Annotated in this window: 14 protein-coding genes; 6 read left to right on the top strand and 8 right to left on the bottom strand. The window is 44.0% G+C overall.

Annotated features, from left to right (window positions below; translation table 11 throughout):
- Positions 1-41 precede the first annotated feature (41 nt).
- The 3 genes from pdxH (at position 42) to pdxY (ending at position 3109) form a co-directional block, all read left to right on the top strand.
- A complete protein-coding gene (gene pdxH, locus PSI22_RS06065; protein WP_273578986.1) occupies positions 42-695 on the top strand; it encodes a pyridoxamine 5'-phosphate oxidase in 654 nt (217 codons plus the stop codon).
- A 128-nt stretch (positions 696-823) separates the two neighbouring features.
- Positions 824-2098 (top strand): tyrosine--tRNA ligase, encoded by a 1275-nt coding sequence (tyrS, locus tag PSI22_RS06060; protein WP_038206178.1) that lies wholly within the window; start codon positions 824-826, stop codon positions 2096-2098.
- A gap of 132 nt (positions 2099-2230) precedes the next feature.
- Positions 2231-3109 (top strand): pyridoxal kinase PdxY, encoded by an 879-nt coding sequence (gene pdxY / locus PSI22_RS06055; protein ID WP_273578985.1) that lies wholly within the window; start codon positions 2231-2233, stop codon positions 3107-3109.
- Between the two features lie 80 nt (positions 3110-3189).
- On the opposite strand, the gene gstA is transcribed toward pdxY, so the two are convergent.
- The 8 genes from gstA to pspF form a co-directional block, all read right to left on the bottom strand.
- Positions 3190-3798: a glutathione transferase GstA gene (gene gstA, locus PSI22_RS06050; protein WP_273578984.1), complete on the bottom strand. Its 609-nt coding sequence runs from the start codon at positions 3796-3798 to the stop codon at positions 3190-3192.
- Between the two features lie 258 nt (positions 3799-4056).
- Positions 4057-4845 (bottom strand): enoyl-ACP reductase FabI, encoded by a 789-nt coding sequence (gene fabI / locus PSI22_RS06045; protein WP_038192206.1) that lies wholly within the window; start codon positions 4843-4845, stop codon positions 4057-4059.
- Positions 4846-5032: 187 nt separating this feature from the next.
- Positions 5033-5842, bottom strand: a complete 810-nt coding sequence (gene sapF / locus PSI22_RS06040) for a putrescine export ABC transporter ATP-binding protein SapF (RefSeq protein WP_273578983.1) — start codon at positions 5840-5842, stop codon at positions 5033-5035.
- Positions 5843-6835, bottom strand: coding sequence for a putrescine export ABC transporter ATP-binding protein SapD (gene sapD, locus PSI22_RS06035; protein ID WP_273578982.1), 993 nt, complete (start codon positions 6833-6835; stop codon positions 5843-5845).
- Entirely contained in the window at positions 6835-7722 is an 888-nt protein-coding gene (sapC, locus tag PSI22_RS06030) for a putrescine export ABC transporter permease SapC (protein ID WP_273578981.1), read from the bottom strand. Before sapC ends, sapD begins: the two co-directional genes overlap by 1 nt.
- Positions 7709-8674 carry a putrescine export ABC transporter permease SapB gene (gene sapB, locus PSI22_RS06025; RefSeq protein ID WP_273578980.1) on the bottom strand — a complete coding sequence of 322 codons (966 nt, stop codon included), beginning with the start codon at positions 8672-8674 and terminating at the stop codon, positions 7709-7711. The genes sapC and sapB overlap by 14 nt, the downstream gene beginning before the upstream one ends.
- A complete protein-coding gene (gene sapA / locus PSI22_RS06020; RefSeq protein WP_273578979.1) occupies positions 8671-10386 on the bottom strand; it encodes an ABC transporter substrate-binding protein SapA in 1716 nt (571 codons plus the stop codon). The genes sapB and sapA overlap by 4 nt, the downstream gene beginning before the upstream one ends.
- A 290-nt stretch (positions 10387-10676) precedes the next feature.
- The gene (pspF, locus tag PSI22_RS06015) at positions 10677-11696 is read right to left on the bottom strand and encodes a phage shock protein operon transcriptional activator (protein ID WP_273578978.1); all 1020 of its coding nucleotides are present in this window, start codon (positions 11694-11696) and stop codon (positions 10677-10679) included.
- A gap of 209 nt (positions 11697-11905) precedes the next feature.
- Between pspF and pspA the strand changes: the two genes are divergently transcribed.
- From pspA to pspC, 3 genes are read left to right on the top strand one after another with little or no spacing between them, the layout of a single operon-like run.
- Positions 11906-12577 (top strand): phage shock protein PspA, encoded by a 672-nt coding sequence (gene pspA, locus PSI22_RS06010; RefSeq protein ID WP_273578977.1) that lies wholly within the window; start codon positions 11906-11908, stop codon positions 12575-12577.
- Positions 12578-12609: 32 nt separating this feature from the next.
- Positions 12610-12831: an envelope stress response membrane protein PspB gene (gene pspB, locus PSI22_RS06005; protein WP_273578976.1), complete on the top strand. Its 222-nt coding sequence runs from the start codon at positions 12610-12612 to the stop codon at positions 12829-12831.
- Positions 12831-13193: an envelope stress response membrane protein PspC gene (pspC, locus tag PSI22_RS06000; RefSeq protein ID WP_273578975.1), complete on the top strand. Its 363-nt coding sequence runs from the start codon at positions 12831-12833 to the stop codon at positions 13191-13193. Before pspB ends, pspC begins: the two co-directional genes overlap by 1 nt.
- The last annotated feature ends 141 nt before the right edge of the window (positions 13194-13334 follow it).

Below are 13334 nucleotides of genomic sequence, written 5' to 3'. Positions count from 1 at the left end.
CAATGATATGTTAATACTCATTAAGAAATCGAGAGTTAGAAATGTCAGAACATAATGAAACGGGTATCGCAGACCTGCGCCGCGAATATATACGTGGTGGATTGAGGCGGAAGGATCTTACTAAAGAACCGATTGAACTTTTTGAACTTTGGTTGAAACAGGCTTGTGAAGCCAAACTCCTTGACCCTACGGCAATGTGTATTGCTACAGTTGATGAGCACGGTCAGCCTCATCAACGTATTGTTTTATTAAAACATTTTGATGCCCGTAGCTTGGTTTTTTATACCAACCTTGGTAGCCGCAAGGCGAAGCATTTGACCCAGAATAACCGAATCAGCCTCCATTTTCCGTGGTATCAGCTTGAACGGCAGGTCAGTTTCCTTGGCAAAGCTGAGCGCTTATCTCCTACAGAGGTTGTGAAATATTTCCATAGCCGCCCGAGGGATAGTCAAATCGCTGCATGGGTGTCACAACAATCTTCCCGTATTTCTACTAGAGGCATTCTAGAAGGTAAATTTCTGGAGTTGAAACAGAAATTCCAGAGTGGAGAAGTGCCGCTACCCAGTTTCTGGGGAGGATTTAAAGTCGAATTCGATTCTGTGGAATTCTGGCAGGGAGGCGCGTATCGCCTTCACGATCGCTTCTTATACCAGCGGGAAGGCGAAGAATGGCATATTGATCGTCTTGCACCCTAAGAGATTAATTACTGTTTTTAATACTGGCACTTAAATTACTGGCGTTTTATGCTATAGCACGCAATTTATAACGAGTTACTTATATAGGTCATTATATAGGTAAAGTATACAAACCGATGGAGCCATTGATGTTTAGCAATAACCTGATAAAACAACTGCAAGATCGGGGCCTTGTTGCCCAGGTAACGGATGAAGAAGCGTTAGCAGAGAGGCTGGCGCAAGGTCCGGTTTCTCTCTATTGCGGCTTCGATCCTACCGCTGACAGCTTGCATTTGGGGCATCTGGTTCCCTTGCTGTGTTTAAAACGATTCCAACTGACCGGGCATAAGCCTATCGCGTTGGTAGGTGGTGCGACAGGTTTGATTGGCGATCCAAGTTTTAAGGCAACTGAACGCAAATTAAATACAGAAGAGACCGTTAAAGAGTGGGTTGAAAAAATTCGTAAACAGGTTTCACCATTCCTCGATTTCGATTGTGGTGAAAACCGTGCGGAAATTGCCAATAACTATGAGTGGTTTGGGGAAATGGATGTGCTTACTTTCTTGCGTGATATCGGAAAGCATTTCTCCGTTAATCAGATGATCAACAGAGAAGCGGTAAAGCAGCGTCTGCATCGTGATGATGTTGGTATTTCGTACACTGAGTTTTCTTATAACCTGTTGCAATCGTATGACTTTGCTAACCTGAATGGAAAATATGGTGTTGAATTGCAGATTGGCGGTTCAGACCAATGGGGCAATATTACTTCAGGTATCGACTTAACGCGCCGCTTACACCAGAAACAAGTTTTCGGTTTGACAGTGCCGCTGATCACTAAATCTGATGGTACTAAATTCGGTAAGACAGAAGGTGGTGCAGTTTGGTTAGATCCAAAGAAAACCAGCCCGTATAAATTCTACCAATTTTGGATTAGTACCGCGGATGCAGACGCTTATCGCTTCCTGAAGTTCTTTACTTTTATGAGCATTGAAGAGATTAATGCTTTGGAAGAAGAAGATAAGAACAGCGGTAAGGCTCCGCGCGCTCAGTATGTATTGGCAGAGCAAGTGACGGGTATGGTACATGGTGAAGCCGGTCTTGCTGCGGCGAAGCGCATTACTGATAGCCTGTTCTCTGGCATTGTTGCAGACTTGACTGAAGAAGATCTTGCTCAATTAGCGCAAGATGGTATGCCAGCGATTGAACTGGAAAAAGACGCTGATTTGCAACAAGCTCTGGTCACCGCTGGGCTAGTACCTTCCCGTGGTCAAGCTCGTACCATGATCGGTTCTAATGCGGTTTCCATCAATGGTGAAAAACAATCCGATGCTGAATATACGTTCGCGGACAGCGATCGTTTGTTTGAGCGTTATACTTTGTTACGTCGTGGTAAAAAGCATTATTGCCTTATCAACTGGAAATAATTCATAAAGACGTAGTTGTAGTTAAAGACATAGTGAAAAACAAAGTTAAGGGCAACAGCAATGTTGCCCTTAAAAAATTCGACTTGTTAATAAGCCGCTCATGAATCATAAAATAATAAATTAGGCCTTATCATGAAAAATGTTCTTTCAATTCAGTCTCATGTTGTTTTTGGTCATGCTGGAAACAGTGCTGCTGTTTTTCCAATGCATCGAATGGGCGTGAACGTATGGCCATTGAATACGGTTCAATTTTCCAACCATACCCAATATCCTCAATGGCGTGGTTGTGTTATGCCGCCAGAGCATTTGGCTGAAATTGCCCAGGGAATTGGTGAAATTGATAAATTAGTTTCCTGTAATGCGGTACTGAGTGGTTACATTGGTTCTGCGGAACAGGGAAACCATATTCTTGATATTGTAAGACAGGTTAAGCAAGCCAATCCCGAAGCATGGTATTTCTGTGATCCGGTGATGGGACATCCAGAAAAAGGGTGTATTGTCGCTCCTGGGGTTGCTGAATTCCTCTGTGAAAAAGCATTACCCATCAGCGATATCATTGCTCCTAATTTACTGGAGCTTGAAACGTTGAGCATGCGGAAAATCGAAAATGTAGAACAAGCTATATCCGCAGCCCGCGAATTATGCGAAAAAGGCCCAGAGATTGTTTTAGTCAAACACCTCAGTCGTGCAGGCTACCGAACAGATCGCTTTGAAATGCTTTTGGTGACTAAAGAACATAGTTGGCATATTAGTCGTCCATTGATTAATACGGGTGAACGTCAACCTGTGGGTGTCGGTGACTTAACGAGTGGTTTGCTGCTCGTCAATTTACTGAAAAGTACATCACTAACAGATGAAGCATTACAAGCGGCGTTGGAGCATGTTGCATCAGCAGTCTACGAAGTGATGCTGGAGACTCAGGAGAGAGGGGAGTATGAGTTACAGATTATTGCCGCTCAAGATAAGATGGTCACTCCAACACATCAATTCAGTGCGGCGCAAATTGACTGACGATCAAGATTGTCGGTAAAGTTATGCTTCCGGTAGCTTAAATTATTTTTTTGGCACACCGGAAGCGACAATTCTCAGATTTAAATTAATCCTTCTGCTTTTAAAGCATCCTGAACATGTGAACGCTGCCTGATATTTTGCAGATAGGCATTCAAATGGCTGAGTTCAGACAAATCCAGTTTTATATCAGGTGTCCAGCCACAGGTTGTGAAGAGATAGGCATCTATGACTGTAAAATGATCGCCCGCAATATACGAGCGTTTTGACAAAATACCATCAAGATAAGTAAATTTTTGCAGTAATTTTTGTCGGGTAATCGAACGGTAGCTCTCTGGTGCCTCCATCGCTGGAGAGAATGCCCAGAAGCTTTGATGTATTTCGCTGGCGACATAACTCAGCCATTCGATTTGTTGGTAGCGTTCCAAAGTACCCGCTGGCGCGATTAGATTTCTGTCTGGTTTTTGATCCGCAATATATTGCACAATCGCAGACCCTTCCGTGAGAATGACATCATTGTCGAGAACCAGTGCTGGAACTTGTCCCTTGGGATTGATTTTGAAAAAATCAGTTCCATTCTCTGTTGTTTTATCTTTTAAATTTACCTTTATGAGGCTGAAATCCAACCCAGTTTCGCGGAGAATAATGTGAGGAGAGAGTGAACAAGCTCCCGGTGCATAGTACAGTTTCATATGTTGCTCCTTAATCAAGCCCTTAATATAGAAATGCAGGAAAGCGAAAGAACACCAGTCAAGTTTTTATGTTATCAATTTATCTTACATTAACTGGTGATAAATTGGATGTGGTATCTGTTGGCACAGCATTTCAAGTAAAGTGTAAATTAGAACAATATGAGGATAGATGAAGACGACAGAGATGGTGGGAAAGAAATAAGCCCAGAAATACAATTATCACTAGGCTTATTTTAAGATATCAATGAGTTATTGAAGTTATTTCAATTCCAACTCATTCATGGCAGCGATACTGAAACCGCCATCGACGTGCAGAATTTCGCCTGTCACACCGCCAGCTAGATCAGAACACAGGAATGCGGCTGCATTACCTACATCTTCTGTTGTTACAGTACGGCGAATAGGTGTTACCGCTTCGCAGTGTGCCAGCATCTTGCGGAAATCCTTGATGCCAGATGCCGCCAGTGTACGAATTGGGCCTGCGGAGATACCGTTAACACGAACACCTTCAGCACCCATTGCATTCGCCATATAACGCACGTTAGCTTCCAGAGAAGCTTTTGCCAGACCCATTACGTTGTAATTAGGGATTGCACGTTCTGCACCCAGATAGCTCAGAGTGAGCAGGGCTGAGTTAGGATTCAACATGTTACGGCATGATTTCGCCATAGCGACGAAGCTGTATGCGCTGATATCATGTGCAATTTTGAAACCTTCACGGTTGACGGCATTAACATAATCACCATCAAGCTGCTCAGCAGGGGCATAACCAATAGAGTGAACGAAGCCGTCAAACTTAGGCCATACTTTACCTAGTTCAGCGAATAATGCGTCAATACTTTCATCTTCAGCCACATCACATGGCAGAATGATGTTCGAATCCAATGATGCAGCGAATTCTTCGACACGAAGTTTCAACTTGTCATTCTGGTAGGTAAAAGCCAGCTCAGCTCCTTGATCGTGCATTGCCTTGGCAATTCCATAAGCGATAGACAGTTTGCTGGCAACGCCAGTAATGAGAATGCGCTTGCCGGTCATGAAACCCATAGCAGTATCCTTATTGTTCTTAGTGGTCAATACCAGAGTTATATAGTGGAGTAACAAAAATATATACTTACTATAACTGTGGTATTTGTTGTTAATAAACGGGGACGATTCTACCACGCTGGAGAAAAATGTGGTGAGTTTCCCACGCTGCTCCGAGCAGTGAATAAAATACGTCCAGTAAAAAATATTAGGTGATATCCTGCCGCCATGCTTCGGCGGACAGTGGTTCGCCAAAATGGCTGGATATCAGTTTACGTGTAATATCGTGTAATGGTGAGGCCAGTACTTCCGCTGTATTGCCGCGTTCTACCACTTCTCCCTGATGCATCACCAGTACCTGATCACTAATGTGCTTCATCATGCCGAGGTGCTGGGTGACATAGATATAGGCAATACCGTGCTTCTCTTGCAGCTCCAACATCAGGTTAATGATTTGGGAACGCATGGACATATCAAGAGAAGCCAATGCTTCATCTGCAACAATAATTTGCGGTTGCAATATCAGCGCCCGTGCCAATGCTACGCGCTGCTTCTGGCCTGAAGCGAGCATGTGTGGATAATAGTAGGCATGATCTGGCAGCAAACCAACTTGACGTAATGTCTGGTTGATTCGCTTCTCTCGCTCAGAAGAAGAAAGTTCCGTATTCAAAATCAACGGCACATCTAGAATCTGCCCAATACGCTGACGGGGATTCAATGATGTACTGGGGTCTTGGAAAATCATGCGGATACGTTGGCTGCGATAGCTATAATCCCCATAGGCTAGTTTATGGTTATTAATCAGGATATCGCCCGAAGTTGGTTCGATCACACCTGATAGCATTCTTGCCAGTGTGGATTTACCGGAGCCATTCGCACCAATGATTGCCAGCGTTTTTTTGGGTTGCAAAGTAAAGCTCACGGGCTTTACAGCATCAAGGTGGTGATGGCGAAACAGTCCAGTTCGGTAGCGGAATGTTTTAGTCAGATTTTTAACTTCCAGTAATGTCTCAACCAATTACTGTTCCTCCATGTTCAAGGGGAAATGACAGGCGAAGGCATGATTTTTAACTCCCCGTAAACGTGGGGTTTCAATACAGGTTTTCTGGGCATAGGGACAACGAGGCCCCAAACGGCATCCTATCGGTAAATGCTCCAGTGATGGGATAGCCCCTGATAAAGTATTCAAACGGCCTTTATGAGGCAATGGATTGCCAAAATCAGGAATTGAGCGAATAAGTGCCTGAGTATAAGGATGATGAGGTGTCACCAGCAACTCATCGGGTGTGGCACTTTCCACTGTTTGACCGCAATACAGTACATTTATGCGCTTGACCAGTTTGCTCATCATTTGCAGATCATGGCTAATCAGCAAGATTGTCATGTTGTTGTTCTGGTTTAGGCTCGAGAGTAAGCGGAATATCTGGGCTTGTGTTGTTGGCTCCATTGCGTTGGTGGGTTCATCCGCAATCAGCAGTCGAGGCTGGTTGGCGAGTGCAATGGCAATCATCACTTTCTGACATTCTCCATCCGTTAACTCATAAGGATAACAGTGCATGATGGCATAGTGATCTTTAATCCCAACCCGATGCAGCAGTTCGATGGCACGCCGTTTTCGCCAATTGAATCGCTGCCACCAGCGGCCTTTATAGGTCCAGCCTGGGATGGACTGAATGAGCTGTTTGCCAATACTTTCTGATGGATCAAGGCATGACTGCGGTTCTTGAAAAATCATCGAAATATTGTGTCCGATTACTTTCCGGCGTTGTCTTAACGTCAGGCGCAATAAGTCAATGTCGTTGAAACGAAAACGGTCTGCGGTGACGCTGAGGTTGTCTTTCGTGACACCACAGATAGCCTTGGCAATCAAACTTTTACCAGATCCTGATTCGCCAGCTAATCCGAGTATTTCACCTTCTGCCAGTGAAATACTCATACGGTCAACCACTTTAACGGGGCCTTCTGACGTCATGAATTCAATGGTGAGATTTCGGATATCGAGCAGAGGCATTATTCGACTCCTGCATTAATGGCGCGGTGCAGGCCGTCACCGAGTAAATTAACCAGTAAGACACTGAGCGTAATAGCAGCACCGGGTAACATGACGGTCCAAGGGGCAGAATAAATGAGTTCCAATGAATTTCCCAGCATGGCTCCCCATTCAGGTGATGGTAATTGAGCACCCAGATCGAGAAAGCCTAACGCAGCAATATCAAGAATAGCGATAGAGAGAGCGCGGGTTAATTCACTGACTATCACCGCCGTAATATTAGGAAAGACGGCATAGCGCAAAATACGATAATTTGAAGCACCATCCAGACGTGCTGCGATAATATACTCTTTATCCAGTTCATCGTGTACAGCAGTATAAATTGTGCGAACTATCCTTGGCAGTAATGCCAGCCAGATAGCAATCATTGCATGTTGCAGACTAGCTCCTACAAAAGCCACGACAATGATAGCCAGTAACAGTGAGGGAATTGAAAGTAACGTCTCAAGAATATGGTTCAAGACAGCAGATCTCAGTCCATGAGTCATACCAGCAAGGCTACCGATAGCTAATCCAGCAATTGCCGCTGCGGCAGTCACAATTAATGCCGCTCCAAATGTGGAAGACGTACCAATCAGCAAACGGCTGAAAATATCTCGCCCGAGATCATCAGTTCCAAGGAAAAAGGCGACATTCCCGTGGTGTGACCATGACGGGGGCATAAGCTGGTACATAAATTGCTGATCAAGTTGATATGGGGCAATTTGCCCACCCAAAAGACTTAATGCAATTAAAATCAGTACTCCATAAAGGCCCGTCATTGCCAGTATATCAGCATAGAAAAAACGCCAGATAACTTTCAGTGGAGAAGGCATTTTCTTTTCACGGTAGAAATTATCTAAGGGCATACCATTCCTTATGCTTCAGGGGATTAGCTATCGCGCCAATAATATCAGTCAGCACATTCACTGAAATAACCAAAGCTCCGATCACCATCACGCCAGCCGAGATGGCTGAATAATCCTGCTGGCGAATGGCGATGATGAGCCAGTGTCCCAAACCCGGCCAGTTGAATACCTGCTCTGTTACCATTGCCAGTGTGAGCATGGTTGAAAATTGTAATCCCAGTTTAGGAATGATGGGAGGCAGGGCATTATGCAACAAATGGCGCCGAATAATCGTCAATCGTGATAGTCCGCGAGTGGCGGCTGATTTGATATAGTTTGATGCCGAGACTTCCTCTGTACTGTTGCGCATTAAACGAATGACTTCGGTCATGGGTGCAACGGCTAGTGTGATAACGGGTAAAATCATGTGCAAAATGACATTCACGATCATCTCATTGCGATAAGGTTCCTTGGACAGCCAGGCATCAACTAGTGCGGAACCTGTCACTTGCTCCATCCGATACAGTAAATCAAATCGTCCTGATACTGGCAGCCATCCCAAATACAGTGAAAAGAGGAGAGTGAGTAGCAGGGCTAGCCAGAAAACAGGGATGGAAAAACCCAATAGGGCAAATGTACTGATGATTGTATCTGCCTTTTTGTTGCGCCAGACGCCAGCAATGATCCCCAAAGGAATGCCGATTAATAACGCCATCGAAAAAGAGAGAATACAAAGCTCCATGGTTGCAGGAAAAACGCTGTACAATTGTTCAATAATGCGTTCGCCATTAATGCTGGAAATGCCAAAATCCCACTGTAACAGGCTGTGGAAATAGAACAGATAAGCGTCAGTCAGTGATGCACCGCTCAAAGGTCCATGAGGCGTGAAATACATCAGGCTGAAACTGATTAATGAAAGAAAAAACAGCGTCACAAGCAGAAGCAGCAAACGACGCAGAATATAAATAATCATTTGCTTTCCTTTTTATTTCCAGTAGGCGTGGTCGTTTCCTGTACGCGGTAGACCCCAGCAAAGGAGCTATTGCCAAACGGGCTCAATACTAATCCTTTAATGTTATAACGAAATATCTGTAACCGGGTTGGATAAGCTAATGGTAGTACAGGTAACTGCTGTGCAAGGATTTGCTGGGCAATATGATAATTTTCAATACGTGATGCAAGCTGCTGATTTAATAAGGCTTGATGGAGTGCATCATCAAAGGCTGGGTCGCACCAGCGGCTCAGGTTGGTTTGGGAAGCGATGGCTGCACAACTCAATAGTGGTCGGAAAAAACTGTCAGGATCGTTACTGTCAGTAGACCAGCCTGCCAGAGTCATGTCATGGGTTTTATCCATCAGTTGGTTTTCCTGAGCACGGCCTTCGACAGGACGGATAGACATCTTAATACCAACCTGTGCCAAATCTGCCTGAATCAGTTCTGCCATTTTCAATGGGCTCGGGTTATAAGATTGTGAAGCCGTTGGCACCCACAATGTCAGTTCTAATCCATTTAATCCCAGCTCAGTTAGCATTTTTCGTGATTTTTCGGGATTGTATTCAGTGATTTCCGCACTATTATCATAAGCCCATGATGCGCGTGGTAAAATTGAGGCAGCTGTTTCAGCCGTGCCATAATAGATGGATTTCATCAGTCGCTGATTATTGATGGCATACGCAATGGCTTGACGAACTGCCAGCTTGTCCAGCGGTGGTTTGCTGGTATTGAACGCAAGATAGGCGATATTCATACCTGAGCGTAATGTCTGGTGCAGGTTCGGATTATCATGCAGCACACTGAATTGATTGGCGGGAGGATAGGCCAATACATCACATTCCCCCGTCAGCAGTTTAGAAATTCTGCCTGTGCCGCCGGCGCCGGCATCTATAACAACCTGTTCCATGTGTGGCTTGCCTTTCCAATATTTATCATGACGGATAAGTCGAATAAATTGTTCCGCCCGATAATCTTCCAGCATGAATGGCCCTGTTCCGACTGGTTTCCAATCAATTTGTTCCTGTCGATTTATCTTATGCAGTTTCTGCCCATACTCCTCAGACAATATTGGGGCATAGTGAGTTGCTAAGTGCCAGAGAAACGATGCATCAGGTGCATTAAGGCGAAATTCGACTGTATATTTATCGATTTTTTGAATACTCAGTACAGAATCACCAAATTGCAAACTATCAAAATAGGGGTAATGCCCACCGTTGACATAATGGTAATAGTGCGTTTTGTCGAATAAGCGACGGAAGCTGAAAACTACATCATCGGCATTCATGGTACGGGTTGGTGTAAACCAGTTCGTTGATTGGAAAGTGACATTAGGACGCAGGTAAAAGCGGTATGTTGCCCCGTTGTCCTGCACTTCCCAGCGGGAAGCCAGTTCTGGTATCAAACGATAGGTCAAGGGGTCAACACCTAAGAGGCGATCATAAATCTGGGCAGCCAGAGTATCGACAGTCAGGCCGCTGATAGCCATCTGAGGGTTAAAAGTACTCAGATTGCCGTTAACGCAATAAATAAAACCATTCTGCCGCAAGGCAGCCGAGATATAGGATAAATTATCTAATGCGTCGTCAGAAGTCGCTTTGTGAGTAGCTTTAGTCGTTTCTGGGATAGCATTGTCAGCAGCCAGTGTGGATGCTGAAAGCAATAATATGATCCAGTAAATCAAATAGCGCATATAAAACATCAATCATAAAAAAGAGTTTGTGCATTGTAACTTAATTAACGCTTTCTGCTCAAAAACAACGAGTAGATCACTATAATGAGAAAAATTCTCAATAAAACACTTTACAAATCGCATTGAGAAACATTATCATTTATATCGTGCTTTGGAGAGACATCTTGTGATACTAAATATGTTTTCTCAGAAAAAGCACGACATTGCTCACATTGCTTCCAGTGTTTTTATTAGCCAGCTCGGGTGCTGGCTATTTTTTTATCCCTTTATCTTCTAATTTATCTTCCCTTTTAATCCATGACATGAATGTTGATATGGTGTTTTTTGATTAATCCACGTAGTTGATGGTAGGTCAGGTTGAGTTTCCCAGCCGCTTTTTTCTGGCTGAACTGGCTTTTTTCCAATGCCTGTATAATCAACTGTTTTTCGCTGTCATTTTGCCACTGTCTTAAATCGAAAGGTAAGCTGGGGAGGGAATAAGGCGTCACTTCATTATGATTACACGCAGGAATAGACATTTGTGAAGAAAATATTTGTGATGATGCAAAGGGATTGATAATGATGGTATCTAGTTCTTTTTCATTATCTCTGTGTCGATAAATAGAGCGTTCTATCACATTCTTCAATTCACGAATATTGCCGGGCCAGTGATAAGTCAGTAACTGTTGCTTGGCCTCATCGGTAAATCCGGGGAAGAACGATAGGTTCAACTCTCGGCACATCTGAATGGCAAAGTGTTGTGCCAGTAACATAATATCTTGTTGCCTTTGGCGCAGTGGCGGGATTTGGACAACATCAAATGCCAGTCTGTCGAGCAAGTCAGCTCTGAATTTTCCACGGGCAGCCATGGCAGGTAGATCTTCGTTGGTTGCACAGATCAATCGTACATCCACCTGTAGCGATTGATTGCCTCCCACTCGCTCAAGGTAACCGTATTCAATTACCCGCAGTAGCTTTTCTTGTACCTGCATAGGTGCGGTAGCCAGTTCGTCAAGAAACAGTGTTCCACCATCGGCACGTTCAAAACGTCCTTGATGTTTTGAACGTGCACCCGTAAATGCCCCCGCTTCATGGCCAAACAGCTCAGAATCCAGCAAATTTTCATTAAGTGCGGCACAGTTGAGGGAAATAAAAGAGCCTTGCCAGCGTGGAGAAAGGTAGTGCAAACGGCGTGCAATCAATTCTTTGCCTGTTCCTCGTTCCCCTAGCACCAAAACGGGTTTATTTAATTTTGCAAGTGCAGAGACTTGCTCCAGAATTTCAATAAAACAGTTTGCTTCTCCTAGTAGGTTATCAATGAATTGATGCATAGTGTTTTTCGCCAATAGTAGGTCAATTTAACCACGATAAACCATAGCGCTAAAAAGTCAAAGATAAATTATATCAAATAATTCAATTGGATAAGCAAAATGTGAAAGTTGGCATGTATCTTGTATTTAATTAAGTGTCTTACCGTGTATCCGTTTTAACAGTACACAGACATAACATACATACATTCTAATGAAAGAGGTTTATGACTATGGGTATTTTTTCTCGTTTTGCTGATATCGTTAACGCCAATATCTCTTCCCTGCTGGATAAAGCAGAAGATCCACAGAAAATGATCCGCCTGATGATTCAGGAAATGGAAGATACGCTGGTGGAAATCCGTTCAACATCGGCCCGCACATTAGCAGAGAAAAAACAGCTTTTGCGTCGTATCGGTACTGGTGAGAATCAAATAGAAGGCTGGCAGGAAAAAGCCGAACTGGCGTTAAGTAAAGAAAAAGAAGATCTGGCTCGTGCCGCTTTGATTGAAAAACAGAAGATCAGTAATTTGGTTGGCGCGTTGAAAAACGAACTGTCCATTCTGGATGAAACCCTTGGACGCATTAAAGGGGAAGTGACTGAATTGGAAAATAAATTGACAGAAACGCGTGCAAGACAACAATCACTGACCTTGCGCCATCAGGCAGCCGCATCTTCCCGTGAAGTACGCCGCCAACTGGACAGCGGTAAAATTGATGAAGCTATGGCACGTTTCGAACAGTTTGAGCGTCGAATTGATCATATGGAGGCAGAAGCGGAAGCTATTGGGCTGGGCAAACAGAAATCACTGGAGCAGCAATTTACAGAATTAAAAGCGGATGACGAAATTAGTGCACAATTGGCAGCCTTGAAAGCTAAAATGAGTGTCAAAGATTCACAATGACTAATCATTGACTCACCATTTAAGGAAAGATAATGGGCTATATATTTCTTGGAATCCCACTGATCCTCTTTGTGCTTTTTGTTTTACCCATCTGGTTGTGGTTGCACTATAGTAACCAGAGTCGGGGTCAGTTAGGGAGCAATGAAATTCAGCGTTTGGAACAATTGGCAGAGAATGCACGGTATATGCAGGAGCGAATTAAAACGCTGGAAGAGATACTTGATGCAGAGCATCCAAACTGGAGACAATCATAATGTCGAATACTTACCGCCGGAAACTTTACCGTCTTCCAGAGCAGGGGATGGTGAAAGGAGTTTGTGCTGGGCTGGCGAGTTATTTTAATGTACCGGTTCCGCTCATGCGTACCATCACGGTATTATCGTTGTTTTTTGGATTATTTGGCTTCACGGTATTGGCCTATATTATCTTGACCTTTGTTATGGATCCCGCGCCAGCGGGATATCAGGCAGAGGACGTAAATAAGGGGCCATCGGGACAAAATATACTGGATGAAGTTGATTACCAACTGAGAGCAAGTGAAGCGCGCCTGCGTCAGATGGAGCGCTATATCACCTCTGATACCTACAGTGTGCGCAGCCGTTTTCGTCAGCTTTAAACCGTGGCAAGCTATTATGTAATAGCATCTAAGCCATAGATAAATATGAAATCTGGCCAGTAATGACAGTGAGGATGCCAAATTTTAGCAATGATTTTGTTGATGTTACCCGGCCGGATATAAATTGAGTCACGGTATTCC

The organism is Xenorhabdus aichiensis (genome assembly GCF_028598775.1).
Classification (GTDB): domain Bacteria; phylum Pseudomonadota; class Gammaproteobacteria; order Enterobacterales; family Enterobacteriaceae; genus Xenorhabdus; species Xenorhabdus bovienii.
Note: the sequence above shows the minus strand (reverse complement) of the source record. Positions and strands in the feature narration are given on the sequence as shown.